The sequence below is a fragment of the Paracoccus binzhouensis genome (assembly GCF_016446475.1).
Lineage (GTDB): Bacteria > Pseudomonadota > Alphaproteobacteria > Rhodobacterales > Rhodobacteraceae > Paracoccus > Paracoccus binzhouensis.
In genome coordinates this window covers 1-26371 of record NZ_JAEHFP010000014.1, presented here as the reverse complement: position 1 = coordinate 26371, position 26371 = coordinate 1, and the positions used below count along the sequence as shown (strand labels likewise).

The window sequence follows — 26371 nt, the reverse complement described above, 5'->3', positions numbered from 1 at the left end:
CATGCGGGCAGGACGAATCAGGACGATCGGCGTCATGGCGCTTGGCATCGCGCTGGTTGCGATGGTCGGCTTCTTCGCCTGGCCGCGGCCGGCCCGGCCGATGGTGCCGGTGCCGCGCATCAGCCTGGCCGAGGGCGCGGGCTTCCAGGCCCGTCTGGTCCCGCAGCGACCCGGCCTCACCGCCCTGACCGCCGAGGTGACGGGGCGCGCCGCCCCCGGTCCCGCGGGCCGGGGCTATCGCCACGAATGGCCGGGATTCCATGCCTCGGCCCGGTTCGAGGGCACCGGCATCACCCTGCGCTTCAGCGATGCGGTCAATCGCTGGCGGGTGGTGCTGGACGGCCGGGCGGTCGAGCTTTCGCGCCCCGGCCGGCAGGATCTGCGCATCGACGGGCTGGCACCCGGCCCGCATGTGATCCGCGCCGAAAAGATCAGCGAATCGCGGGGGCCGGCGCTGTTCGGCGGCTTCTTCCTCGACGGCTCGGCCCGGGCCCTGCCGCCGCCGCCGCCCGGGCGGCTGATCGAGTTCATCGGCGATTCCGACACGGTCGGCTTCGCCAATACCGCCCAGCACCGCGATTGCAGCCCCGAGGAGATCTATGCCGCCACCGATACCAGCCGCAGCTTCGGCCCGCAGCTGGCGGCGGCGCTCGGCGCCGATTACCGGATGATCGCCCGCTCGGGCATCGGGCTTCTGCGCAATTACGACGGCACCGATCCCGACCGCACCATGGAGCGGCTCTATCCGCGGGCGCTGCCGGGGGATGCCGCGGCGGCCGCCCTGCCCCAACGCCCGGCCGACATCGTCGTCATCGCGCTTGGTTCGAACGTCTTCGGCTCCGAACTGGCCCCGGGCGAGCGCTGGACAGACAAGAACCAGCTTCGCCACGATTTCGCCCCGGCGCTGGCCGATTTCGCCGCCGCCCGCCTGCGGGAAAATCCCGGGGCGCTGATCGTGCTTCTCGCCTTCGGCGAATACGGCCCCGAACTGGTCGAGGCGCATCGCAGCGTCTCGGCACAGCTGACCGCCCGGGGCATGGCCAACCGGCTGGTGATCCTGGGCAGCCTACGTCGCAAGGCCTGCCTGTGGCACCCTGCGGCCAGGGACCATGCCATGATCGCCGAAACGCTGATCAAGGTCCTGAAAGTGGAGGATTTTCCCGGAAGCGGTTGATCCCGCTTGCGCCTTTCGCCTCGCCCCCTAAACTTGCCCCGATCCCGCCAGCCGAGACGCCATGCATTCCCTCAGACCGATCCATAACCGCCTGCGTCGTCTTTTCGGTCTGGGCCGGGCGGCGTTCTTCGACACTGCCGTCGACCGCTGGGAGATCTGCCCGGCCGAGGTGGTCGAGATCGCGCCGGGGATCTGGCTGCCCGACCAGGCCGAGCATATCGCCCGGACCGAATTCGGCGGCCTGCCCGACATCCTGGCGCAGATGCGCGGCGATCCGGCCGAGGCCACGCCGCCGACCATGGGCTATCGTTTCCGCGACGTGGATTTCGTCGATGGCGTGCTGCATGCGCGCGGGGCCGAGCGCCACCTGCGCCAGCGCAGGCATTCCGGCCTGACCTACCCGCGGCCGCGCGAAACCCGGTCCGGCGCGCTTTACGAAAGCTGGATCGGCAACCGCTGGTTCGGCAATTGGCTGCTGAACGACTGCCTGGCCTATCGCCTGGCCGAGACGGCCGGGGCGCCGGTCACCTCGGCCCCGGTGCGCGGCGGGCATATCGCGCGCTACGAGGCCCTGCTGGGCATGGCCCCGCACCGCATCAGCGATGTGCATTTCGACGAGCTGATCCTGTTCGACGACCTGCACAACAACAGCCACCGCCGCGCCCGCGCACAAGAGAATCGTGCCCGCATCCTCAAGGACCGGGCGCTGGAGCCGCTGCCCGGGGTCTTCATCTTCCGCGGCGCCAGCGGCGATGCCCGCATCCTGGAGAACGAGGCCGAGATCGCCGAGCGGTTGGAGGCCGAATACGGCTTCCGCACGCTCTATATCGACCGCCACGACGCCGACCAGATGGCCGAGGCGGCGGGCGCCGCCCGGCTGGTGGTGGGGGTCGAGGGCAGCCAGCTCGCCCATGGCGTCATCGCCATGCCGCCCGGCGGCACGCTGCTGACCCTGCAGCCGGCGGACCGGGTGACCACCTCGCTGAAGCTGCTGACGGATTGCTGGCAGCAGCGCTATGCCATGGTCGTGGGCTCGGGCACCGCCGGCGGCTATCGTGTGGAATGGGACCAGATCCGCCGCACGCTGGATCTGATCGCGGATACCGAACCCTGAAAACCCGTCCTAACAGTCAGGTTGAGTTTCTCGCAAGACATTGGAATATGGGTCCGGTAGCCAGATTTTCCTGCCCAATTGATTAGCAAGTGCGTGGTGATGTTCAGAACCCTCAGGGATGACTACAGGAGACATGGCAGTTCGCTGACGGACCCGGCCTTCGTCTCGCTGGCGATCTACCGATACGGGCATTGGGCCATCGGGTTGCGGAACCCGGCGCTGCGCTGGCTGGCGCGCAAGCCCTATGCGCTGATGAAGCTGTTCATCCTCAACGTGACCAAGGTCTGGATCCCGCCGCAGGTCAGGATCGGCGCGGATTTCCACATCATCCACGCCGAGGGCTCGCTCTCGATCCATCCCGATGTGGTGATCGGCGACCGCTGCGGCGTCATGCACAACGTCACCATCGGCACCAACATGCGCCCCGGCGCGCCGGTGATCGGCGACGACGTGTTCATCGGCGTGAATTCGACCGTGCTGGGCGCCATCCGCATCGGCGACAGGGTGCGGATCGGCGCCAACACGGCGGTGTCGACCAACGTGCCCTCGGATTCGGTGGTGATCGGCTCGCCGGCCCGGATCTATCCCAGCCTGCCGATCTTTGCCGCCAGGAAGAAGGCCGCCGAGAATGAGTGAGGATTTCGACCGCTGCATGTGGCGCCTGCTGGCCGACAACCTTCCTGCCCGTGCCGGGAAGCTGGCGGCGGTGGATCGGGACCGCTCGGCGACCTATGCCGAACTTGCGGCCGAGGCCGGGCGCGTGGCCGACTGGCTGGCCCGGCGCGGCATCCGCCCCGGCGACCGGGTGATCGTGCACCTGCGCAAGGGCATCGACGAGGCCGCGGCCATGCTCGGCGCCTGGAAGATCGGCGCGGTGGTCGTCAACGTGAACATCCGCTGGACCGCCGCGCAGCTGGCCTATGTCGCCCGCGACTGCCGCGCGCGGGCGGTGATCCTGCCCCGCAACGCGCTGGACGGCCTTGCGGGAGAGAACGCCTTGCCCGAGGGCACGGCTTACCTGGTTCAGGGCAAGGCCGAGGGCCTTGTCCAGGGCGCGGACCCGTGGGCGGCCTTGCCGGCCGACCGCGGCTCCGCGCCCGACGAATGCGACCCGCAAGGGCTGGCGATGATCATCTATACCTCGGGCTCGACCGGCGCGCCCAAGGGGGTGATGCTGTCGCACCGCAACATCCGCGTCGGCGCGATCTCGGTCGCGCAATACCTGGGGCTGGACGAAGGCGACCGGCTGCTCTCGGTCCTGCCCTACAGCTTCGATGCCGGGCTGAACCAGCTGACCACCATGTTGCTGGTCGGCGGCACCATCGTCCACCAGCCGCTGACCATGCCGGCCGAGATCGTGCGCATGGCGCGGGCCGAGGCGGTGACCGGCATCGCCGGGGTGCCGCCGCTCTGGAACCAGATCGTGCGGCTGCTGCTGGAAAATCCGGCCGAACTGCCGGCGCTGAGGCGCATCACCAATACCGGCGGCAAGATCCCCCCGAACATCCTGCAGGCGCTGCCGCGGGTGTTTCCGGGCGTGGACATCTACCTGATGTACGGGCTGACCGAGGCCTTCCGCTCGACCTACCTGCCGCCGGCGAAATTCGCTGCCAAGATGGGCTCGATCGGCCGGCAGATCCCCAATGCCCAGGTCTTCGCCGTCAAGCACGGCCAGGGCATCGCCGGGCCGGGCGAGCAGGGCGAGCTGGTCCATGCCGGGCCGCTGGTCAGCATGGGCTATTGGGAAAAGCCTGAGGTGACGGCGCAGAAGATCCGTCCCTGCCCCGAGCTTGCGCATATCCTGGGCGATCAGCCGGTGGTCTGGTCGGGCGACCTGGTGCGCGTGGACGAGGACGGCGATCTCTGGTTCGTCAGCCGCATGGACGAGATGATCAAGACCCTGGGCTTCCGCCTGTCGCCCACCGAGGTCGAGGACGCGATCGCGCAAAGCGGGCTGGTCGCCGATGTGGTGGCCTGGGGGGTCGAGGATGCCGATCTGGGCCAGGCGGTTCACGTGGCCGTGGCCTATCTGCCGCAGACGGAGGAGGCCGCGCTCACCGCGCATTGCGCCCGCGCCATGCCGCATTACATGCGTCCGCAGCGGATCCATCGCTGGGACGGCGCCATGCCGCGCACCGCCAGCGGCAAGCTGGATCGCCCCGCCATCATTTCGGCAGCCAAGGCCGCCGCCCCCTCGCAGGAACGACAGAAGGCATGAGACCATGAGCCTGAGCAAGCAAGCGCTGATATCCTATGTCCAGACCGAGCTGAACCTCGACCAGCCCATCGACGGCGATACCGAGCTGTTCTCGACCGGGATGCTGGATTCGGTCTCGATGGTCGGGCTGATCGGCTTCGTGGAAAGCAAGGCGGGGGTGCATGTGCAGCCGGGCGACGTGACGCTGGATAATTTCGACACCATCGACGCGATCCTGGCCTATGTCGACAGCCTTGGCTGAGTCCGCCGCAACCCGCAGCGAAGCGCCGGACCGGCTGCTGGCCGAGGCGGCGGACCGTTTCGGCACCCCGGCCTATGTCTATTCCACCGACCTGGTCGAGGCGCGGCTGGCACATCTGCGCGCCCATCTGGGCCGCTGGTTCGCCATCAGCTTCGCGGTGAAAAGCAACCCCAACCCGGCGCTGCTGTCCTGGATGCGCGACCGGCTGGACCATCTCGACATTTCCTCGGGCGGCGAGTTCGGGCTGGCCATGCAGGCCGGCTGGGAAGCCGGGCGCATCAGCTTCACCGGCCCCGCCAAGCAGGCGGCCGAGCTGCGCCCCGCCATCGCCGGGGGCCTGGGCGAACTGGTGCTGGAAAGCCTGCGCGAGGCCGAGCTTGCCGATGCCATCGCCGGCGAACTCGGCCGCGTGCAGCCGGTCCTGGTGCGCCTGGCGCCTTCGCGGGTCCCCAAGGGCTTCGGCGACCAGATGGCCGGGCGCCCCAGCCCCTTCGGCGTCGATGTCGAGGATGCGGCCGAGATCCTGCCGCGCATCGCCGCCCTGCCCAACCTGCGCATCGTCGGGCTGCACATCTATTCCGGCACGCAATGCCTGCGCCCCGAGGCGATCTGCGAGAACTGGCGGGTCTTCATGCAGGTCTTTACCGAGATCTGCGCGGCGCTGGCGCTGGTTCCGCAGAAGCTGGTCTTCGGCGCCGGCCTCGGCATTCCCTACCATCCCGGCGAAAGCGAGCTCGACCTTGCGGCCATCGCCGCCGAGGTCGGACCGGAGCTCGACGCCTTCGCCGGGCGTTTCCCCTCGACGCGGCTGGTACTGGAGCTGGGCCGTTACCTGCTCGGGCCGGCGGGCTGGTTCGTGACCCGAGTCGTTTCGGTCAAGCAATCGCGCGGCACCCGCATCGCGATCTGCGACGGCGGGCTGAACGCGAATCTGGCGGCCTCGGGCAATTTCGGCATGGTCCTGCGCCGCAACTACATCATGCACCGGGTCGGCGGCGACGAGGACGGCACCCGGCCCGAGGAGAAGCAGGACATCTCGGGCCCGCTCTGCACCTCGATCGACAAGCTCGGCGGCGGCGTCGCCCTGCCCCGGCTGGAGGAAGGCGACCTGCTTGCCATCCATGCCTGCGGCGCCTACGGCCCCACGGCAAGCCCGGTGCATTTCATCAGTCATCCCGTTCCCCGGGAATTGCTGGCGACCAGCGGGCAGGTGCGGGACGTGTCGCGGCTGGGCGACGGCTAGCCCCGCCCTCGCGCCCGCCGAAGGGCCCGGTCAGGCGGGGCGATAAAATCCTCCTGATCGGCGATTTTTGCGTCGGTTTTCCCGATTGGCTCGGTTGTGTTTTCCGCCCCGCGGCGGCTATGATCGGCCAAGCCCCCGAACCGCAGAAGGACGCCGATGGTCGAACAGAACCTGTTGCTCTTGCTTGTTCTGACGCCATTCGTGTCAGCCGCGCTGGCGGCCACGCTGCCCATCGGAGCGCGCAACGCCGAAGCCTGGCTCGCCGGGCTGACGATGATCGTGGCGCTGGCCATCCTGATCGTGCTTTACCCGGCGGTGACCGAGGGGCGCAGCATCACCGGCACCTTCCACTGGGTCAGCTCGATCGGCCTGGACCTGACCTTCCGCATCGACGGGTTTTCCTGGCTGTTCACGGTTCTGGTGGTGGGGATCGGCTTCCTGGTCATCCTTTACGCGCGCTATTACATGGCGCCCGAGGATCCGGTGCCGCGGCTCTATTCCTGCCTTCTGGCCTTTTCCGGCGCCATGTCGGGCGTGCTCTTGTCGGGCAACATCATCATGCTGGTGGTGTTCTGGGAACTGACCAGCCTGATCTCGTTCCTGCTGATCGGCTACTGGTTCCACCGCCAGGACGCGCGCGACGGGGCGCGGATGTCGCTGATCGTTACCGCCTCGGGCGGGCTGGGGCTGATGGTGGCGATGATCCTGATCGGGCAGATCGCCGGCAGCTACGATCTCGACACGGTGCTGAAGGCCGGGCCGCAGATCACCAGCCACCGGCTTTATCCGGCGATCCTGCTGCTGTTCCTGTTCGGAGCCTTCACCAAATCGGCGCAGTTCCCGTTCCATTTCTGGCTGCCCAATGCCATGGCAGCGCCGACGCCGGTCTCATCCTACCTGCATTCGGCGACTATGGTGAAGGCCGGGGTCTTCCTGCTGCTGCGTTTCCACCCGGCGCTTGGCGGCACCGATGCCTGGTTTCAGCTGGTGACCGGGATCGGGCTGGCGACGCTGCTGCTGGGCGCGGTGGTGGCGCTGTTCCGCCATGATCTCAAAGGTCTGCTGGCCTATTCCACCATCAGCCACCTGGGGCTGATTACCGCGCTGGCCGGGATCGGCACCCGCTTCGCGCTGATCGCGGCGGTGTTCCACATCGTCAACCACGCGGTCTTCAAGGCCTCGCTGTTCATGGCCGCCGGCATCATCGACCACGAGACCGGCACCCGCGACATGCGCCGCCTGTCGGGGCTGGCGCGCGCCATGCCGGTCACCGCGGCGCTGGCGATCATCGCCTCGGGCGCCATGGCCGGGGTGCCGCTGCTCAACGGCTTCCTCTCCAAGGAGATGTTTTTCGAGGCCACCTATCTGTGGAACAATGGCAGCCCGCTGGACAACCTGGCGCCCTATGTCGCGGTGCTGGCGGGGGCGTTCAGCGCCGCCTATTCGCTGCGCTTCATCGTCACCGTGTTCTTCGGCCCGCCGGCCACCGACCTGCCGCAGCAGCCGCACGAGCCGCCGCTGCTGATGCGCCTTCCGGTGGCGGTGCTGGTGGCGATCTGCCTGGCCATCGGCATGTCCCCGCAGCAGGTCCTGGCCCCCTGGCTGCAGACCGCAAGCCAGGCCGTGGTCGGCCCGGACCTGCCGGATTTCAGCCTGAAGATCTGGCATGGCGTCACCCCGGCCCTGGTCATGAGCCTGATCGCCATGTCGCTGGGGGCGCTGATCTACCTGCTGCCGCGCCGGCTGATCGATTCGGGCGAGGACGGCACCCGGCTGATGCGGCGGCTGGATTTCGGCCGCGGCTTCGACTGGCTGCTGCAGCTGTTCTCGATCCGCCTGCCGCGGCTGGCGCTGCGGGTCCTGTCGGCGAACGGGCTGCAGGCGCAGCTGCGCGCCATCGTGCTGCTGGGCCTGGCCGGGGCCTGGTTCGCGCTTGGCACGCTGGACTGGGTGGTGCCCATGCCCTCGGTCAGCTCGCGCGAGCTGGTCTTCGCGCTGCTGTGGCTGGTCGGCGGCACCTGCGCGCTTGGCGCCGCCTGGCAGGCGAAATACCACCGTTTCGCGGCGCTGGTGCTGATGGGCGGCGCCGGCCTCGTGACCTGCGCCACCTTCGTCTGGCTTTCCGCCCCGGACCTGGCCGTGACCCAGCTGCTGGTCGAGATCGCGACCACCGCGCTCTTGCTGCTCGGCCTGCGCTGGCTGCCCAAGCGCAGCGAGGAGATCGCCGGCGACAACACCTTCGCCGCCCGCTCGCGCCGCTTCCGCGACCTGCTAATCGCGCTGGCCTGCGGCTCCGGCATGACGGCGCTGGCGCTGGCGGTGCTGCTGACCCAGCCCGGCGCTTCGGTCGGTGACTGGTTTTTGCGCAACGCCTATGTCGAGGGCGGCGGCACCAATGTGGTCAACGTCATCCTGGTCGATTTCCGCGCCTTCGACACCTTCGGCGAGATCACCGTGCTGGCCGTGGTCGGGCTGACGGTCTATGCCCTGCTGCGCCGCTTCCGCCCGGCGCCGGAAAGCGTCGAGCGCCCGCGCCCGCAGCTCGACGCCGAGGAACAGGCGCTGGAGGCCTATCTCTTCGTGCCGGCGGTGCTGATGCAATGGATGTTCGCGCCGATCATCGCGCTTTCGGCCTATCTGTTCTTCCGCGGCCATGACCTGCCGGGCGGCGGCTTCGCGGCCGGGGTGACGCTGGCCATCGGCCTGCTGCTGCAATACGTGGCCGCGAACGTGCGCTGGGTCGAGGCGCGGCTGACCGTGCTGCCGGTGCGCTGGATGGCCTTCGGGCTGACCATCGCCGCATCGGTGGGCGCCGGCGCCTGGATCTTCGGCTATCCCTTCCTCAGCGCCCATGCGCAATATCTGGACATCCCGGTGATCGGCAAGGTGCCCTTCTCGACCGCGATGCTGTTCGATTTCGGGGTCTTCTCGCTGGTGCTGGGGGCCATCGTGCTGATGCTGATCGCCATCGCCCACCAGTCGCTGCGCGTCGCCCCGCGGCCGCGCGCCACCGACGAGCCCGAGGAGACCGCCTGATGGAACTGATCCTGGCCCTGGCCATCGGCGTGCTCTGCGGTTCGGGCGTCTGGCTGATCCTGCGGCCGCGCTCCTATCAGGTCATCGTCGGGCTGTGCCTGCTGGCCTATGGCGTGAACCTGTTCATCTTCGCCATGGGCCGGCTTTACATCGGCGCGGCGCCGATCATGCCCAAGGGCGGATTCGTCGATCCCACCGCCTATGCCGATCCGCTACCGCAATCGCTGGTGCTGACCGCCATCGTCATCAGCTTCGCCACCACGGCGCTGTTCCTTGTCGTCATGATCGCGGCGCGCGGCGTCGCCGGCACCGACCATGTCGACGGGCGGGAGCGCCGGCCATGATGAACGAAGGCATCGCCCCCAACCACCTGATGATCGCGCCGATCCTGGTGCCGCTGGTCGCTGGCGCGATCATGCTGTTCTACAACGACCGCAACCGCCAGACCAAGCTGGTCATGGGGCTGGTGGCGGTCGGGCTGACCTTCCTGGCCTCGGTCGAGCTGATGGCCGGGGTGAAATCCGCGGGCGAGCAGGCCGGCACGGTGGTCGGCCTCTACCGGCTGGGGGACTGGCCGGTGCCGATCGGCATCGTGCTGGTACTGGACCGGCTTTCGGCAATGATGGTGATGCTGACCGCATTGCTGGCGGCGCCGTCGCTGATCTATGCGGCGGCGGGCTGGCACGGCAAGGGCCAGCATTATCACAGCATGTTCCAGTTCCTGCTGGCCGGGGTGAACGGCGCCTTCCTGACCGGCGACCTGTTCAACCTGTTCGTGTTCTTCGAGGTGATGCTCGCGGCGTCCTACGGGCTGATGCTGCACGGCTCGGGCCCCGAGCGGATCAAGGCCGGGCTGCATTACATCGCGGTGAACCTGGCGGCCTCGCTGTTCTTCCTGATCGGGGTGGCGCTGGTCTATGGCACCACCGGCACGCTGAACATGGCCGATATCGGCCGGGCGCTTTACTGGCTCGACGATGCCGAGCGGATGCTGTTCCACGCCGCAGCGGCCTTCCTGGGCCTCGCCTTCCTGATCAAGGCCGCGGCCTGGCCGCTATGCTTCTGGCTGCCGCCGACCTATGGCGCGGCCTCGCCGCCCGCCGCCGCGATCATGGCGATCATGACCAAGGTCGGCATCTATGTCATCCTGCGGCTGTCGCTTCTGGTGCTGGGGCCGGATGCCGGACCCTCGGCCGGGTTCGGCGCGCCGGCGCTGATGATCGGCGGCGTGCTCACCATGGGCTTCGGCATGATCGGCATCCTGGGCACGCCGGAACTGACGCGCAAGGGCGGTTACCTGGCGATCATCTCCTCGGGCACGGTGCTGGCGGCGGTAGGCTTTGCCCAGGCGGGCGGCGGGCCGGGGATGCTGGGGGGCGCGCTTTACTACATGGTCGGCTCGACCGCCGCCATCTCGGCCTTCTTCCTGATCGCCGAGCCGGTCAGCCGCGGCGACGCGGGCAAGGACGAGAACGACGACGGCGCCCCGGCCGAGGACGTCGCCGATCCGCTCAGCGAACGCTGGGCGCCGATGGGGCTCGACACGGTCGAGGACATGACCACTCCGGCCAGCACCCGCACGGTCAGCTGGCTGACCATGGCGATGTGCTTTGCCCTGGTGGCGGCGATGATCGCCGGCCTGCCACCGATGCCGGGCTTCATCGGCAAGTTCGCCATCCTGCAGGGTGCGGTGCAGGACAACCTGCACACCTCGGGCGCGCTGCCGGTGATCCTGTGGATCTATGCGGCCATGCTGATCCTGTCGGGACTGGGCGCGCTGATCGCGCTGATGCGCTTCGGCATCCGCCGCTTCTGGGCCGAGGAAGGCCCGACCCCGCGCATCCTGGCGCTCGAGGTGATCCCGGTGGTGCTGCTGCTGGCGATGATCGCCCTGCAGACGGTGCGCGCCGATGCACTGCTTAACTACACCCGCGCCACCGCCCTGGCGCTGCTGGAACCGGGGATCTATCGCAACGCTGTGCTGGCCGGGGCGCAGGACGTCCGCGCCGCCCCGGCGCAGAACAGCGCCCCCGACCCGACCGCCGCCGACGATGCCGGCCAGGATCAGGAGGGCGGGGAATGAGCCGCGCCATCCCGCATCCCGTCCTGTCGCTGGCGCTGGTGCTGATGTGGCTGGTGCTGACCAGCTTTTCGTTGGGCAACCTGGTGCTGGGCACCGTCATCGCCCTGATCGCCGGCTGGTCGGTCGAGCACCTGCACCCGCCCAAGCCCAAGTTCCGCCGCTGGCTGGCGATTCCGCGGCTGTTCCTCATCGTGGCGCTGGACATCCTGCGCTCGAACCTCGCGGTGGCGCGGGTGCTGGTCCTGGGACCGAACCACCCCGCCTATCACTCGGGCTTCGTCGAGCTGACCCTGCAGCTGCGCGAACCGAACGCCATCGCCATGCTGGCGATCATCCTGACCGCGACCCCCGGCACCGCCTGGATCGAGTTCGAACGGGAAAGCGGCCGGCTGCTGCTGCATGTGCTGGACCTGCGTAGCGAGGACGACTGGCAGGCGCTGATCCGCGACCGCTACGAGGCGCTGCTGATGGAGATTTTCGAATGACCGCCGAAATCCTGCGCTTCGCCCTGGGCTACGCCCAGATCGCCCTGATCCTGGCCCTGGGGCTGGCCTGCTGGCGGATGCTGCGCGGGCCGCGCGCCCAGGACCGGGTGCTGGCGCTCGACACCATGTACATGAACGCCATGCTGCTGTTTCTGGTGATCGGCATGGGCAACGGCAACGTCTTCTTCTTCGAGGGCGCGCTGGTCATCGCCGTCCTGGGTTTCGTCACTACGGTCTGCGCGGCCAAGTTCCTGATGCGCGGCGAGGTGGTGGAATGAGGCATCTCGAGCTTCTGCCGCCCTGGGCGGCGCTGATCGTGGCGCTGTTCGTCGTCATCGGGGCCACGCTGACCGTGCTGGGCGGCATCGGGCTGCTGCGGCTGAAAAGCTTCTACCAGCGGCTGCATGCGCCGACCCTGGGCTACAGCTACGGCACCTTGCTGATCATCCTGGCCTCGATGCTGATGTTCACCCTGCTGGAAGGCCGCCTGGTCCTGCACGAGCTGATGGTCGGCATCTTCATCATGGCGACCACGCCGATCACGCTTCTGATGCTGGGCCGGGCGGCGCTGCGGCGCGACCGCGACACCAAGCTGGGCCATGACGAGACGGTGCCACCGCGCCCCGACGCGCAGGAGAGCCCGCCGGAAATGCCGCGCGACCTCACCGGCTATGGCGAGGGTGTGGTGGACACGGGCCTGCTGTCCCACGGCGACCCGGAACCGGAACGGCGGCGCGGCGATTAGCGCCGCGATTCCGCCAGCACCGCGCGCAGCTGCGCCGGGTCCACCGCGTCGGTGACGAAGGCCTGGCCGATGCCGCGCGCCAGGACGAAGCGCAGCCGGCCGTCCTGCACCTTCTTGTCCTGCGCCATCAGCGCAACCAGCGCCTCGTCGTCGGGCAATTCACCGGGGATCTCGGCCACGCGCGAGGGCAGGCCCATGGCGGCGAAATGCGCCGCGACCCGCGACGGCGCCTCCTGGCTGCACAGGCCCATCCGCGCCGACAGCTCGAAGGCCAGCGTGCAGCCGATGGCCACTCCCTCGCCATGCAGCAGGCGGTCGGAATAGCCGGTGGCCGATTCCAGCGCATGGCCGAAGGTATGGCCCAGGTTCAGCAGCGCCCGCTCGCCCTGCTCGGTCTCGTCGCGCTGGACGATGCCGGCCTTCATCTCGACCGAATGACGCACGGCGCGCTGGCGCAGCGCCGGGTCGGCGGCCAGGGCGGTGGCCGTCGCCTCCAGCCACTCGAAGAAGGACTCGTCGCCCAAGAGCCCGTATTTCGCCACCTCGCCATAGCCGGCGCGGAAATCGCGCGGGCTCAGCGTGCCCAGAACGTCGATATCGGCCAGCACCAGCGCCGGCTGGTGGAAGGCGCCGATCAGGTTCTTGCCCTGCGGGCTGTTGATGCCGGTCTTGCCGCCGACCGAGCTGTCCACCTGCGCCAGCAGTGTCGTGGGGATCTGCACGAAGCGCACGCCGCGGCGCAGGATCGCGGCGGCGAAACCGGCGAGATCGCCGATCACCCCGCCGCCAAGCGCGATCACCAGGTCCTTGCGCTCGACCTTCTGCGCCAGCAGCCATTCCACGGCGCGGCCCAGTTCGGCCCAGCATTTCGTCGCCTCGCCGGCAGGCAGCGCCAGCGCCGGCGCCTCGATGCCCGCGCCCGCCAGCGCCTGCTGCAGCGCCGGCAGGTGCAGCGCCGCCACCGTCTCGTCGGTCAGGATGGCGACGCGGCGGCGGCCGGCCAGTGCCAGGATCTCCTCGCCGGCCCGGGCCAGCAGGCCCTGGCCGATGCGCACGTCATAGGAACGCGCGCCCAGGTCCACGTGAACGGTGTCATGCGCGGTTTCGGTGCTCATTTGCCCTCCAGGATCGCGGGATCATGCGCCCGGATGGCGTCGAGCACACGATTCGCGGTTTCTTCGATGCTGTCGCCGCGCTGCGCGGGGACGCGAATATCGGCCAGCGCATAGACCGGGCTGCGCTCCGCCAGCAGCCGCTCCAGCGTGCCGCGCGGGTCGGCGGTCTGCAGCAGCGGCCGGGTCGGCCGGTGACGGACGCGGTGCCAGAGCGTGTCGGCATCGCAATCCAGCCAGACCGAGACCCCTTCCTCGCCGATGCGGCTGCGGTTCTCGGGGCGCAGCCAGGCGCCGCCGCCGGTCGAGACGATGCCGCGCCCCGAGGCCAGGACTCGGCCCAGCACCTCCGATTCGCGGGCGCGGAAGAATTCCTCGCCGTCGCGGGCAAAGATCTCGGGGATGGTCATGGCGGCGGCGCGCTCGATCTCGGCATCGGTATCCGAGAACGGCCGGCGCAGCCGGCGCGCAAGCTCGCTGCCGATTGCGGTCTTGCCCGCCCCCATCATCCCGATCAGCACGATATTCCGCCGCATCACCCCACCGGCCCCGTCATTTGCAACGGCTGTGACTGATGGCGTGATCTTTCGGGAAATGCCATATATATTTCGCGAGAACCGGCGTGAGACCGGCAATGGATCGAGGCGGAAAGGGCATTTCATGCGGCTTTTGAAACTGGTGGCGGTTCTGGTCCTGCTGATTCTGGCGGGGCTGACGGGCTATGCCTATTTCGGCGACATGAGTTCGGACCCGCGCGAGATGCGGATGCCGGTCGAGCTGGACCTGGGCGCCGAGACGCCCGTCCCGGCCGAGCCCGCCTCCGCCCCCGCTCCCGCTCCGGAGCAGGCGGCGGCCGAAACCGCGCCGCAAGCGGCCGGCACCGATGCGGGACAAGATGACCTCGACTGAACGCCCCCATCTTGGCCTTGCGCTTGCCCTGGCGGCGGGCCTGGCTTCCGCGCAGCCGGCAGCGGCGAAACCGCCGCTTTCGGCCAGCGACTGGCTGTCGGGCAGCGTGCAGCCGCCGGACAACATCTCGTCCTGGCGGCCCGGCGATCCGCGCCCGCCCGAGCTGAAGCGGCAAAGCAAGCGCGACATCGCCCCCACCGGCGCGGTCGAGCCGGTCGGCGTGACCCGGCTGGGCGAGGGCAACCCGGACGGCAAGGGCACCGTCTCGCCCCGCACGGCCGGCCTGCCGGCGGACCTGTGGGGCGACAGCGATTCGGCGGTGCTGGTGCAGCTGATCGGCCGCTCGGCCCCGCGCCTGCCGGCGCTGCGACGGCTGGAACGCCGGCTGCTGGCCGCGCAGCTGCGCCCGCCCCGGGCCGAACCGGGGCAGGAAGGCGCGCTGTTCCTGGCGCGGGTAGACAAGCTTCTGGACATGGGCGCCACCGGCGCGGCCAAGGAATTGCTCAAGGCCGCCGGCCCCGGCGATCCCGAGCGGTTCCGGCGCCTGTTCGACATCGCCCTGCTGTCCGGCGACGAGGCGCAGGGCTGCGACATCATGGACCGCACGCCGGGCGTCGCGCCCAGCTTCCCGGCCCGGATCTATTGCCTGGCGCTTGGCGGCGACTGGACCGCGGCGGCGCTGGTCTTCCACGGCGCCGAGGCCATGGGCCAGATCGACCCGCCGATGGCGACGCTGCTGGCGCACTATCTGGACGACGGCTATTCCGACTCGGCCGAGGAACTGGTGCCGCCGCCGGTGGTCACGCCGCTGGAACTGCGCCTGCACGAGGCGATCGGCCAGCCCCTGCCCTCGACCAGCCTGCCCTTGGCCTTCGCGCTGGCCGACCTGGACCAGAATGGCGGCTGGAAGGCGCGGCTGGACGCGGCCGAGCGGCTGGCCCGCGCCGGGGCCATCCCGGCCTCGCAGCTGCGGATGATCTACCTGGAGCAGAAGCCGGCCGCCTCGGGCGGGGTCTGGGACCGCGCCGCCGCCATGCAGGCGCTGAACGACGCGCTGGTGCTGCGCGACACGGCCGCCGTCGCCAAAGCGCTGCCGCCGGCCTTCGAGGCCATGGTCGCGGCCGGGCTGGGCCCGGCGCTGGCCGAGATGGCCGGGGCCGAGCTGGGCGCCCTGGGACTGGACGGCCGGCCGGGCCGGATCGCGCTGTGGCTGGCGCTGCAGGCGGCGCAGCCGCAAGTGGTGTCGGACCCGCCCGCCGATGCCCCGGCCTTCGACCTCTGGCTGCTGCGCTTTGCCGGCGGCGAGCCCGAATCCGCCCCGCCGGAGGGCGAGGCGAGCGAGCGCGCGGCGCTGCTGTTCCCGGCCTTCCTCGGCCCGTCGGAACGCAACGTGCCGGAAGGCGCGGCGCAGCTCATCCTGGCCGACAGGCGCGGCGAGGCGCTGCTGGGCGCCATGGCCGATGTCGATGCCGGACTGGACGGCGACCTGCCCCGCGCGGCGCAGGGGCTGCGGGTGCTGCGCGCCCTGGGCCAGCAGGAGATCGCCCGCCAGGCCATGGTCGAGCTGGTTCTGGCCCCGCTGCTGCTGCCCCCGCCGGGCAGCGGCGGCGCACCATGAGCGCGCCATGACCGGCGGCGGCGGCGACAGGCTGGGCGACCAGGGCCGCATCTCGGCCTTCCTGGACGCGCAGGCAGCCGAGGCGGGCGCGGCGCGCAACACGCTGCTGGCCTATGGCCGCGACCTGAAGGATTTCGCCGGCTGGCTGGACCGGCGCGGCCAGACCCTGCTTTCGGTCCCGCGCGAGGGGATCGAGGATTACCTGTCCTTCTGCGACGCGCAGGGCCTGTCGCGTGCGACCCGGGCGCGGCGGCTGGCCTCGATCCGGCAGATCATGCGCTTCGCGCTGGAAGAAGGCTGGCGCGAGGACGATCCCGCCGGCCGCATCAGCGGTCCCGGCCGCCAGCAGCGTCTGCCCAAGACCCTGGACCGGGCCGAGGTGCAGGCCATGTTCGACGCCCTGCCCCGGCTGGGCCGCAACGAGACCGAGCGCGCCCGCAACCAGGCGCTGCTGGAACTGCTCTATGCCACCGGGATGCGGGTCAGCGAGCTGGTGGCGCTGCCGGTCGGCGCCTGCCGGGGCGATCCGACGCTGCTCTTGATCCGCGGCAAGGGCGGCAAGGAACGCATGGTGCCGCTGAGCGACCCGGCCCGCCGGGCGCTGGCCGCCTGGCTCAGGCTGCGCGACCAAGCGCCCGAGGACAGCCCGCTGGGCCGGCTGGTTGCCGGCAAGGGCGCACGCTGGCTGTTCCCGGCCGCCTCGCGCGAGGGGCACATGACCCGGCAGGCGATGAACGGCCTGCTGGGCCAGCTGGCGCTCGCCGCCGGGATCGACCCGGCGCGCGTCTCGCCGCATGTGCTGCGCCACGCCTTCGCCACGCATCTGCTGGAAGGCGGGGCCGATCTGCGCGCCATCCAGACGCTGCTGGGCCATGCCGACCTGGGCACGACCGAGATCTATACGCATGTGCTGGACGCAAGGATGCGCGACCTGGTGCTGAACCATCACCCGCTGGCCAGGCGCCGCCGGGGCGAGGCGCCATGATCGCCCTGCTGACCGCGGCCGCCGCCGTCCCGGCCGCCGATCCGGCCCCCGCTGCCGCCTCGGCCGGCCATGACCCGGCCCTCTGGCTGACCGGCGCCGCCATCCTGGTGCTGCTGGGGCTTTCGGCCTTCTTCTCGGGCTCCGAGACCGCGCTGACCGCCGCCAGCCGCAGCAAGCTGCGGGCCCGGGCCGACAAGGGCGACGCGGGCGCGCAAAGGGCGCTGGCGGCGACCGAGGACAGCGAAAGCCTGCTCGGCTCGATCCTGCTGGGCAACAATGTCGTCAACATCCTGGCCGCCAGCCTGGCCACCGCGCTCTTCGCCCGGCTCATGGGCTCCGGCGCCGTGGCGACGGCGACGCTGGCGATGACCGTGCTGGTGCTGGTCTTTGCCCAGGTGCTGCCCAGGACCTATGCCAGCCTTGCCCCCGAGGCGGTGGCCGGCCGCGTCGCGCGACCGCTCGGCCTTCTGACCCGGCTGCTGTCGCCCGCCGTGACCGCGGTGCGGCTGGTCGCGCGCGGCATCCTGGCGCTGTTCGGGATCCGCGCGCATCAGTCCGGCCCGGTGTTTTCCGTCCAGGAGGAGATCGCCGGTGCCTTGGCCATCGCCCAGTCCAGCGGCGCCGTGCAGAAGGAGGAGCGCGACCGGCTGATGGGCGCGCTTGACCTGGGCGACCGCTCGGTCGAGGAGATCATGCTGCATCGCTCGCGGATCGAGATGATCGACGCCGACCTTTCCGCCGAGGCGGTGCTGGACCGGGTGCTGCAAAGCCCGCATACCCGCCTGCCCGTCTATCGCGGCGAGCGCGAGAACGTGATCGGCGTGATCCACGCCAAGGATCTTTTGCGCGGGGTGCGCAAGGCGCTGCAGGAAAGCGGCCCCGAGGCGCTGCGCAGCTTCGACGTGCTCAGCACCGCCATGCCGCCCTATTTCGTGCCCGACACCACCTCGCTGGACGAGCAGATGCGCGAATTCCTGAAACGCCACACGCATTTCGCGCTGGTGGTGGACGAATATGGCAGCCTGCGCGGGCTGATCACGCTCGAGGACATCCTGGAAGAGATCGTGGGCGAGATCACCGACGAACACGACATGGACGCCGCGCAGTCACTGGCGCCGAACGCGCAGGGCGACTATCTGGTCGACGGTGCCATGACCATCCGCGACCTGAACCGGGCGCTGGACTGGTCGCTGCCGGACGACGAGGCCAATACCGTGGCCGGGCTGGTGATCCACATGGCCCAGTCGATCCCGACGCCGGGCCAGGTGTTTTCCTTCCACGGCTATCGGTTCGAGGTCGTGGCGCGGCGCGAGAACCGCGTCACCCGCCTGCGCATCCGCCCCCTGGCCGAGGCCCCGCCCCCCCGCGAACCCGCCGCCGATCAGTGATCGGCCATGCTGGCGGCGCGCTTGGCGTCCTCGGCGCTGCCGCCGGTGCCGTTGAAGAAGGCGTTCAGCGCCACCGCCGCGATGGTGGCCAGCAGGATGCCCGATTCGATCAACGGGTGGATGGCATGCGGCAGCCATTGCTTGAAGTCGGGCGCGATCAGCGGGATCATCCCGAAGCCGAGCGCCACCGCCACCACGAACAGGTGGTTGCGGTTGCCGGCGAAATCCACCGTCGAGAGGATGCGGATTCCCGTCGCGGCGACCATCCCGAACATCACAAGGCCCGCCCCGCCCAGCACCGGGGTCGGCAGCGATTCCACCGCCGCGCCCATCTTGGGCACCAGCCCGAACAGGATCAGGATCAGCCCGCCGGCGACGCAGATGAAGCGGCTCTTGATGCCGGTGACGCCGACAAGCCCGACATTCTGGCTGAAGGAGGTATAGGGGAAGGTGTTGAAGATGCCGCCGATCAGCGTGCCGAGCCCGTCGGTGCGCAGCCCGGCGCTGAGCCGCTGCGGGGTGATCTCGCGCCCGGTCATCTCGCCCAAAGCCAGGAACATGCCGGTCGATTCGATCATCACCACGATCATCACCAGCACCATGGTCACGATCAGCACCGGGTCAAAGATCGGCATGCCGAAATGGAAGGGCGCGACGATGCCGAACCAATGCGCCTCGGCCACCTTGTCGAAGGTCATCTGGCCCAGCAGGATGGTCAGCGCCGCGCCGATCAGCATGCCCAGAAGCACGGCGATATTGGCGACGAAGCCGCGGCCGAAGCGTGCGATCAGCAGGATCGCCACCAGCACCACGCCCGAGATGGCGATGTTGACCGGCTGGGCGTAAAGCGGGTTCTGCACGCTGGGCGCCGGGGCGAAGCCTTCGGGCAGCGCCGGCACCGCGCCGGTTCCGGCCAGATCCTTCAGCTGGTTCAGCCAACCCGCCGCGACCGGGTCCACCAGCTTGGGCGCGGTCGGCCCGACCGGGTTGCCGAAGATCCAGTTGATCCCCACCCGCATCAGCGTGACGCCGATCACCAGGATGATGGTGCCGGTGACCAGCGGCGGAAAGAATTTCAGCATCCGGCCGACGAAGGGCGCGATAATCATGGCGACGATGCCGGCGCCGATGATGGCGCCGAAGATCATCCGCGCCCCGTCCGGCCCCGGATAGGCATTGGCCATCGCCACCATCGGCCCGACCGAGGCGAAGGTCACCCCCATCATCACCGGCAGCTGGATGCCGAACCAGCGCGTCACCCCCAGCGACTGGATGATCGTGGCCACGCCGCAGCAGAACAGGTCGGCCGAGATCAGGAAGGCCACGTCCTCGGGCGCAAGCTTCAGCGCCCGGCCGACGATCAGCGGCACCGCCACCGCGCCGGCATACATGACCAGCACATGCTGCAGGCCCAGTGTCGCCATGCGCAGCGGCGGCAGGATCTCGTCGACCGGCTCCACCGCGGATGTTGCAGACCTTGCCATTGGAAACCCCCTGTCCGGATTGCACTTTACCGGCAGGTTGCGGGCTCTGCCCGGCTTTGGCAAATCCTTTCCGGCGATCGCGCGGACGGCGGGCCGCCGATCAGCGCCCGGCGGGCATTCCGCCGCGCCGCGCCTGCCGGATTGCCTGTTCCAGCCGCAACTCCGGCCAGGCCTCGGCCGCCACCTGCGCCAGGGCCGCGACGCGGGCGTCGTCGCCCTCCTCGGCGGCGCGAAGGGCCTGAGACAGCAGCAGCATGGCGTTGCCCGGCGCCAGTTCCAGCGCCGCATCCAGCCAGCGATGCCCGGCCTTGCGGTTGCCGGCGGCGAAACAGCCGTCCGCCAGGCGCTTGCGGGTCAGCGCCTGGCCGGGCTGCGCCTCGTCGAGCCAGTGCAGCAGCGCGAAGGCGCGCTTCAGCCGGCCATGCAGCCGCAGGATGGCGGCGCAGAAGCCCAGCCGCGCCGCACCGTCGCCGCCGGGCAGTTCCGGCCTGCCGCCCGCAGCCAGCGCCGCCTCAATCTCTGCCAGGCCGGCGGCGGCAGGGGCCAGCTTGCGCCACATATCGGGCCAGAGCAGCATCTCGCCCTGCAGCGCCGGGTTGCGGACGAATTCCGACCAGTCGATGCGCAGGGCCCAGAGCGGCAGCGCCTCGGCCTTGCCGCCCAGCGGATCGGGCCGGGCACAAGCGCCCAGCAGCGCCGGCGGAAACAGCAGCACCCGCGCCGCCGCGCTGCCCTGGGCGACCAGCCGATGCGCCAGCACCGGCATGATCGGCCCCTCGGCGGCGCGGCCGGTCAGGATCATGCCCAGGAAGGCGGCGTCAATGCCGGTGCCCCCGGCCTGCGCCTCGGTCATCAGCAGCACCTGCCGGCAAGGCGGCTTGTCGCGGTTGCGGATCAGCGGCGAATCGAGCCCCCGCCGCGCCAGCTTGCGGGCCTTTTGCACCCGGCCGGCGGCCCAGGCGGCAACGGCAAGCTCGCGGTAAAGGAACGGGAAACGCTCCAGCAGCGCCTCGCACGGAGCCAGCGCATCGACCAGCGCGCTGCCGCGACCGCTGGTCATGGCGTGACGCGCCGCATAGCTGGCGCTCTGCGCCAGATCGCCCGGAGCGAAGAAACTGTCGGGCCGGTCGATCACCCGCGCCAGCAGGGCATCATAGGCCTGCAGCCGCAGGCCGCCGGGCAGATCGTTCGGCAGCGCCACGATCCGGCAGCCGCCCAAGAGCGCCGCGGCGCGCGAGAAGGCGCTGTGGCTCGGCGCGCCGACCTTGGCGCATCCGGCCATCAGCAGCAGCTCCAGCAGGTCGCGCTCGGCCGGGGACAGGGCGCCGGCATCCAGCAGGTCGTCCCCCGCCAGCAGCCGCGGATCGCCCTGGCGCAGATGCGCGATGGCGGCCGGCGTGTCGGAAAAGGCGATGACCGGGCCCTGGCTGCCCGAGATGAAGGCGCGGAAGAATTCGTCCGGCACATATTTCGACGACCACGAGGAATAGGACCAGGGATCGCCGTCCAGGATGTCGCCGCGCCGGACATGGATGGCGATGGGCCTGCCGCCGCCGGCCCCGGCAACGATGCGCCGGGCGTCTTCCAGCGCCCGGCACAGCCGCTCTGACAGGGTCAACTGACGCGCCACCGCCCGGATCTCGGCGGCAAGCTCGGCCGGCTTCTCGTCCATGAAGCAGACCACTTCGGACATGGCGTCGCATTCATAGCGCCGTCCCTCGGCCAGGGCTTTGGCAAAGCCGGCACGGTTCATGCCCGGCGCCACGGCGCGCAGGTTCTGCAGCCCGGCCCGCTGCGGCGGGGCCTCGACCACGGCGATATGCTCGGCCACGAAATCGGCCGACAGGAAATCGCGCGGATCGACCAGTTCCGGATAGGGCCCGCCGGGTTCCGAAAGCCACAGGTAGCGCCCCTTCACCCCGAACCTGCGCGCCAGCCGCATGACATTGAGCAGGCAGATCAGCCTTGCGCCGATCCGGTCCTGGCGAAAGCCGATGATCGAGACGTCTTCAGTCATGCCAAACCGCCCTGTCCGAACCCGACGCGGCTTGCAACCGCGCGCCTGCCTGCCTATCAGGACCTGCCGCCATCCAACAGCACGGAAATCCCGATATGGACATCGCTGCCCGCCGCAAGGCCGATCCCGCCCACTGGCGCCTCGCCACCGCCATCCGCGCCCTTTCCATGGACGCCGTCGAGGCGGCGCAGTCCGGCCATCCCGGCATGCCGATGGGCATGGCCGACGTCGCCACGGTGCTGTTCCGCAACCACCTGAAATTCGACGCCGCCGCGCCGAACTGGTTCGACCGCGACCGCTTCGTGCTGTCGGCCGGCCACGGCTCGATGCTGATCTATTCGCTGCTCTACCTGACCGGCTACGAGCAGATGTCGCTCGACCAGATCCGCAACTTCCGGCAATGGGGCTCGATCACCGCCGGCCATCCCGAATACGGCCATGCCGAGGGGGTCGAGACCACCACCGGCCCGCTGGGCCAGGGCATCGCCACCGCCGTCGGCTTCGCCATCGCCGAAGAGGCGATGCGCGCCCAGTTCGGCTCCGATCTCTGCAGCCACAAGACCTGGGTCATCGCCGGCGACGGCTGCCTGATGGAGGGCATCAGCCAGGAGGCGATCGGCCTGGCCGGCCACCAGAAGCTGAAGAACCTGATCGTGCTCTGGGACCACAACGACATCACCATCGACGGCCGCGTGTCGCTGTCGGATTCGACCGACCAGCTGAAACGCTTCGAGGCCTCGGGCTGGCGCACGCTGTCCTGCGACGGCCACGACCCGGCCGATATCGAGCGCGCGCTTTCCGACGCCGCCAGCGGCCAGGACGACCGCCCGGTGCTGGTCGCCTGCAAGACCATCATCGGCTACGGCGCGCCGAAGAAACAGGACAGCTCGGCCGCGCATGGCTCGCCGCTTGGGGCCGAGGAGATCGCCGCCGCCCGCGCCGCCTATGGCTGGGAACATGGCCCCTTCGTGATCCCCGAGGACATCCTGGCCGACTGGCGCGCCATCGGCTCCCGCGGCCGCGAGGCACGCGAAGCCTGGGCCGCCCGCGTCGATGCGGCGGAAAACCGCGACGAATTCGCCCGCCGCATCTCGGGCGGGGTCAGCGACCGGCTGGCGCCCACCATCGCCGCGCTGAAGCAGCAGGCGCTGGCCAGCAAGCCCAAGGTCGCGACCCGCAAGGCCAGCGAGATGGTGCTCGAGGTGGTGAATCCCGAACTGCCGGAAACCATCGGCGGCTCGGCCGACCTGACCGGCTCGAACAACACCAGGACCAAGGATCTGGGCGCCTTCACGCCCGAGAACCGCCGGGGCCGCTATATCTATTACGGCATCCGCGAACACGGCATGGCGGCGGCGATGAATGGCATCTGGCTGCATGGCGGCCTGCGCCCCTATGGCGGCACCTTCATGTGCTTCACCGACTACGCCCGCGGCGCCATGCGGCTTTCGGCGCTGATGGGCCTGCCGGTGACCTATGTCATGACCCATGACAGCATCGGCCTGGGCGAGGACGGCCCGACCCACCAGCCGGTCGAGCACCTGGCGATCTGCCGCGCCACGCCCAACACGCTGACCCTGCGCCCCTGCGACCTGATCGAGACCGCCGAGGCCTGGGAAATCGCGCTGTCGAGCGACTCCACCCCGACGGTCATGGCCCTGTCGCGCCAGAACCTGCCGACGCTTCGCGAACAGGCGGGCGAGAACCTGACCGCCCGCGGCGCCTATGTGCTGCGCGAGGCCAGCGCCGCGCCCAGGGTGATCCTGATGGCCTCGGGCTCCGAGGTCGAGATCGCCGTCGCCGCGCGCGAGACGCTCGAGGCCGAGGGCGTGCCGACCCGCGTCGTCTCGGTGCCGTCGATGGAGCTTTTCCGCGACCAGGATGCCGAATACCGCCGGCAGGTCCTGCCCGCCGGCACCGTGCGCATTGCCATCGAGGCCGCTGTGCGCCAGCCCTGGGACTGGCTGCTCCTGGGCGAGCGCGGGCGCGAGGAAGCCTCCGGCTTCATCGGCATGACCGGCTTCGGCGCCTCGGCCCCGGCACCGACGCTCTACAAGGAATTCGGCATCACCGCCGAAGCCGCCGTCGCCGAGGCCCGCCGCCTGCTCGGCTAAGCCCTGACGGGCCGCGCCCACCCTGGCGCGGCCCCTTCCTATCCAACCGGCTTCTTTGCTCCCCAAATACCCATGCCCCGGCGCCCCGGGAAAGCCGCCGCGGCTGCCTTGCACCGTTTCCCAAATATTCAGGCGACGGCGCGGCCCGGCATCCGCGCGCCCCATGGACCCCGCCGCCGTCCGAAGGCATAACGGCGGCACGAGGGACCCGCCATGACACCGCCCGAACCCATCCCCGGCGCATTGCCGCCGATCCTCGCCCCGGCGGGCGATCCGGGCCGTGCCACGCAGCTGCGCGGCATCCTGCTGCTGCTGCTGGCGATCTTCCTGTTCACGCTGATGGATGCGACCGGCAAGCATCTCTCGACGCTCTACCATCCGGTGCAGGTGGTCTGGGCGCGCTTCGTCACCAACCTGGCCATCGTCGCGGTCATCTTCGCGCCGCGGCTGCGCGGCGCGCTCGCCACCCGGCGGCCGGCGGTGCAGTTCTTCCGCGGCCTGACGCAGCTCGGCTCGATCCTGCTGTTCTTCAGCGCGCTGCAATTCATCGGCCTGGCCGAGGCCACCGCGATCATGGACATCAACCCGGTGCTGATCACGCTGGGCGCCGCGATCTTCCTGGGCGAATCCATCGGCATCCGCCGCATCCTGGGCATCCTCGCCGCGCTTTGCGGGGCGCTGGTCATCATCCGCCCCGGCGCCGGCGTCTTCCATCCGGCGGCGCTGCTGGCGCTGGTCGCCGCCTTTACCTATGCCGCCGGCGCGATCCTGACCCGCATCGCCCGCAGCGATTCCACCGCCACCTCGGTGCTGTGGTCGGCGCTGGTCGGCTCGGTGCTGTCCTCGCTGGCGGTGCCGTTCTTCTGGCAGCCCATCGCACCCGGCGATCTCTGGGCCTTCCTGCTGCTCGGCAGCCTCGGCACCGCGGCGCAGGCACTGCTGATCCGCGCCTTCGCCCTGGCCGAGGCTGCCGCCATCGCCCCCTTCGGCTATACCGGGCTGATCTGGGCCGGGCTCTGGGGCTGGCTCATCTGGGGCACCCTGCCCGACCTCTGGACGGTGATCGGCGCGTTGATCATCGTGGCCGCGGGGCTATATGTCTGGATGCGCGAGGCCCGCGCGATGAACCGGCCCGCCTGACAGAACTGGCTGAACAGGACCGCGATGAGCGAGACCGACATACCCGAGCCGGTGGCCCTGCGCGACCGCATCGCCAACGGCGCCTTCCTCGCCATCATGGGCCTGGCCCGGCTGCTGCCCTATCGCCGGCGCATCCCCGCGATGGGCTGGCTGTTCGCCCATGTGCTGGGGCCGCTGGCCGGCTGGCGCAGCCGCATCCGCGCCAACCTGGCCATGGCGCGGCCCGACCTGACCGAAAGCGAGGTGCGCCAGCTGCTGCGCGCCGTGCCGGCCAATGCCGGCCGCTCGCTGGCCGAGATCTATTCCGGCACAGAGTTCACCGACCGCATCCATGCCGCCGACCCGCTGACCGGCCCCGGCCTGCCGGCGCTGGAACAGGCCGCGCAGGCAGGACGCCCGGTGATCCTGGCGGTGGCGCATTTCGGCAATTACGACGCCATGCGGGCCGCGCTTTCGGGGCGCGGCTGGCCGGTCGGCGCGCTCTACCGGCCGATGAACAACGAGGCCTTCAACCGCCATTACATCCCCGCCATGCGCGCCATCGCCGAGCCGATGTTCCCGCGCGGTCGCGCCGGGCTAGCCGCGATGCTGCGCTTTCTCAAGGGCGGCGGCTGGATGGCGCTGGGTTTCGACCAGTTCGACGACCATGGCACCGAACTGCGCTTCTTCGGCCTGCCCACCAGGACCGTGCTGACCCCGGCCGAACTGGCGCTGCGCTACGACGCGCTGATCCTGCCCATTGCCGGGGTGCGCCAGCCCGACGGGCTGAGCTTCCGCGTCGAGGTCGGCGAGCCGGTGCCGCACAGCGATCCGCGGACCATGATGCAGGCGCTGAACGACGATCTGGAGCGGCTGGTGCGCGCCCATATGGAGCAATGGTTCTGGGTGCATCGGCGCTGGAAACGCCGGCGCTAGACGGCAAATCCCTTTCCCTCGGCTTCCAGTCCGGTTTATAAGCCCCCAACGCCGCCGCGCAGAGAACGCGGCACCAACAACGATCTCCAGAGGACGGCATGAGCGACGATTCCAAAGAAGCTGGTCACGAAAAGCGCCATCACGAGGGCGATGTCGCCTTCATCCAGGCCCTTGCCGAGCTGCTCAACCGCAACGAGCTGACCGAACTGACCGTCAAGCGCGAATATGACGAGAACGATCGCCTGACCGTCAGCCTCTCGAAGCAGAACAAGCAGGTCGTGCAGGCCGTGGCCGCGCCCGCCGCTGCCCCGGCCCCGGCTCTGGCGCCCCAGGTCGCCGCGCCCGCCCCG

23 protein-coding genes and 1 pseudogene are annotated in these 26371 nt (G+C 69.9%); 20 read left to right on the top strand and 4 right to left on the bottom strand.

The features are described from left to right. The first annotated feature begins 1 nt into the window (after position 1). From I9P22_RS05880 to mnhG, 12 genes are all read left to right on the top strand, one after another. Positions 2-1174: an SGNH/GDSL hydrolase family protein gene (locus I9P22_RS05880; RefSeq protein ID WP_199258430.1), complete on the top strand. Its 1173-nt coding sequence runs from the start codon at positions 2-4 to the stop codon at positions 1172-1174. A 61-nt stretch (positions 1175-1235) separates the two neighbouring features. After that, positions 1236-2288, top strand: a complete 1053-nt coding sequence (locus tag I9P22_RS05875; protein WP_199258429.1) for a glycosyltransferase family 61 protein — start codon at positions 1236-1238, stop codon at positions 2286-2288. A gap of 99 nt (positions 2289-2387) precedes the next feature. After that, on the top strand, positions 2388-2924 hold the full coding sequence (locus I9P22_RS05870; protein ID WP_233253240.1) for a serine O-acetyltransferase: 537 nt from the start codon (positions 2388-2390) through the stop codon (positions 2922-2924). Further along, positions 2917-4506, top strand: coding sequence for an AMP-binding protein (locus I9P22_RS05865; protein WP_199258427.1), 1590 nt, complete (start codon positions 2917-2919; stop codon positions 4504-4506). Before I9P22_RS05870 ends, I9P22_RS05865 begins: the two co-directional genes overlap by 8 nt. A 4-nt stretch (positions 4507-4510) precedes the next feature. Then, entirely contained in the window at positions 4511-4747 is a 237-nt protein-coding gene (locus I9P22_RS05860; RefSeq protein ID WP_199258426.1) for an acyl carrier protein, read from the top strand. After that, positions 4740-5990, top strand: coding sequence for a type III PLP-dependent enzyme (locus I9P22_RS05855; RefSeq protein WP_233253239.1), 1251 nt, complete (start codon positions 4740-4742; stop codon positions 5988-5990). Before I9P22_RS05860 ends, I9P22_RS05855 begins: the two co-directional genes overlap by 8 nt. A 156-nt stretch (positions 5991-6146) precedes the next feature. Beyond that, positions 6147-9026 (top strand): monovalent cation/H+ antiporter subunit A, encoded by a 2880-nt coding sequence (locus I9P22_RS05850; RefSeq protein ID WP_199258424.1) that lies wholly within the window; start codon positions 6147-6149, stop codon positions 9024-9026. Continuing rightward, positions 9026-9370, top strand: a complete 345-nt coding sequence (locus tag I9P22_RS05845; RefSeq protein ID WP_199258423.1) for a Na+/H+ antiporter subunit C — start codon at positions 9026-9028, stop codon at positions 9368-9370. The genes I9P22_RS05850 and I9P22_RS05845 overlap by 1 nt, the downstream gene beginning before the upstream one ends. After that, positions 9367-11109, top strand: a complete 1743-nt coding sequence (locus I9P22_RS05840) for a monovalent cation/H+ antiporter subunit D (protein ID WP_199258422.1) — start codon at positions 9367-9369, stop codon at positions 11107-11109. The genes I9P22_RS05845 and I9P22_RS05840 overlap by 4 nt, the downstream gene beginning before the upstream one ends. Then, on the top strand, positions 11106-11594 hold the full coding sequence (locus tag I9P22_RS05835) for a Na+/H+ antiporter subunit E (RefSeq protein WP_199258421.1): 489 nt from the start codon (positions 11106-11108) through the stop codon (positions 11592-11594). The genes I9P22_RS05840 and I9P22_RS05835 overlap by 4 nt, the downstream gene beginning before the upstream one ends. Further along, positions 11591-11872 (top strand): K+/H+ antiporter subunit F, encoded by a 282-nt coding sequence (locus I9P22_RS05830; protein ID WP_199258420.1) that lies wholly within the window; start codon positions 11591-11593, stop codon positions 11870-11872. Before I9P22_RS05835 ends, I9P22_RS05830 begins: the two co-directional genes overlap by 4 nt. Then, a complete protein-coding gene (gene mnhG / locus I9P22_RS05825) occupies positions 11869-12339 on the top strand; it encodes a monovalent cation/H(+) antiporter subunit G (protein ID WP_199258419.1) in 471 nt (156 codons plus the stop codon). The genes I9P22_RS05830 and mnhG overlap by 4 nt, the downstream gene beginning before the upstream one ends. Here mnhG and aroB read toward each other — a convergent pair. Both aroB and I9P22_RS05815 read right to left on the bottom strand, forming a co-directional pair. After that, the gene (aroB, locus tag I9P22_RS05820; RefSeq protein WP_199258418.1) at positions 12336-13454 is read right to left on the bottom strand and encodes a 3-dehydroquinate synthase; all 1119 of its coding nucleotides are present in this window, start codon (positions 13452-13454) and stop codon (positions 12336-12338) included. The two genes, mnhG and aroB, sit on opposite strands and share 4 nt — an antisense overlap. Continuing rightward, on the bottom strand, positions 13451-14035 hold the full coding sequence (locus tag I9P22_RS05815; protein ID WP_332909009.1) for a shikimate kinase: 585 nt from the start codon (positions 14033-14035) through the stop codon (positions 13451-13453). The genes aroB and I9P22_RS05815 overlap by 4 nt, the downstream gene beginning before the upstream one ends. A 76-nt stretch (positions 14036-14111) precedes the next feature. Here I9P22_RS05815 and I9P22_RS05810 point away from each other — a divergent pair, with 76 nt between their 5' ends. Genes I9P22_RS05810 through I9P22_RS05795 form a run of 4 tightly spaced genes read left to right on the top strand, consistent with a single transcriptional unit; the run spans position 14112 to position 18351 of the window. After that, the gene (locus tag I9P22_RS05810; RefSeq protein WP_199258416.1) at positions 14112-14360 is read left to right on the top strand and encodes a hypothetical protein; all 249 of its coding nucleotides are present in this window, start codon (positions 14112-14114) and stop codon (positions 14358-14360) included. After that, positions 14347-15978, top strand: a complete 1632-nt coding sequence (locus I9P22_RS05805; RefSeq protein WP_199258415.1) for a hypothetical protein — start codon at positions 14347-14349, stop codon at positions 15976-15978. The genes I9P22_RS05810 and I9P22_RS05805 overlap by 14 nt, the downstream gene beginning before the upstream one ends. Positions 15979-15985: 7 nt before the next feature. After that, a complete protein-coding gene (locus I9P22_RS05800) occupies positions 15986-16963 on the top strand; it encodes a tyrosine recombinase (protein ID WP_199258414.1) in 978 nt (325 codons plus the stop codon). Further along, a complete protein-coding gene (locus I9P22_RS05795) occupies positions 16960-18351 on the top strand; it encodes an HlyC/CorC family transporter (protein ID WP_199258413.1) in 1392 nt (463 codons plus the stop codon). The genes I9P22_RS05800 and I9P22_RS05795 overlap by 4 nt, the downstream gene beginning before the upstream one ends. Here I9P22_RS05795 and I9P22_RS05790 read toward each other — a convergent pair. Both I9P22_RS05790 and I9P22_RS05785 read right to left on the bottom strand, forming a co-directional pair. Next, complete coding sequence (locus I9P22_RS05790) at positions 18345-19835, bottom strand: nucleobase:cation symporter-2 family protein (RefSeq protein ID WP_199258412.1); 1491 nt, start codon at positions 19833-19835, stop codon at positions 18345-18347. The genes I9P22_RS05795 and I9P22_RS05790 overlap by 7 nt on opposite strands. A gap of 100 nt (positions 19836-19935) precedes the next feature. Continuing rightward, positions 19936-21852, bottom strand: a complete 1917-nt coding sequence (locus tag I9P22_RS05785) for an O-fucosyltransferase family protein (protein ID WP_199258411.1) — start codon at positions 21850-21852, stop codon at positions 19936-19938. Between the two features lie 95 nt (positions 21853-21947). Here I9P22_RS05785 and tkt point away from each other — a divergent pair, with 95 nt between their 5' ends. The 4 genes and pseudogenes from tkt to I9P22_RS05765 all read left to right on the top strand — a co-directional run. Next, positions 21948-23966: a transketolase gene (gene tkt / locus I9P22_RS05780; protein WP_199258410.1), complete on the top strand. Its 2019-nt coding sequence runs from the start codon at positions 21948-21950 to the stop codon at positions 23964-23966. A gap of 213 nt (positions 23967-24179) precedes the next feature. Beyond that, on the top strand, positions 24180-25106 hold the full coding sequence (locus tag I9P22_RS05775) for a DMT family transporter (protein WP_199258409.1): 927 nt from the start codon (positions 24180-24182) through the stop codon (positions 25104-25106). Between the two features lie 24 nt (positions 25107-25130). Beyond that, complete coding sequence (locus tag I9P22_RS05770; RefSeq protein ID WP_199258408.1) at positions 25131-26021, top strand: lysophospholipid acyltransferase family protein; 891 nt, start codon at positions 25131-25133, stop codon at positions 26019-26021. Positions 26022-26119: 98 nt separating this feature from the next. Beyond that, a pseudogene (locus I9P22_RS05765) lies at positions 26120-26371 on the top strand (acetyl-CoA carboxylase, biotin carboxyl carrier protein); the annotation flags it as partial.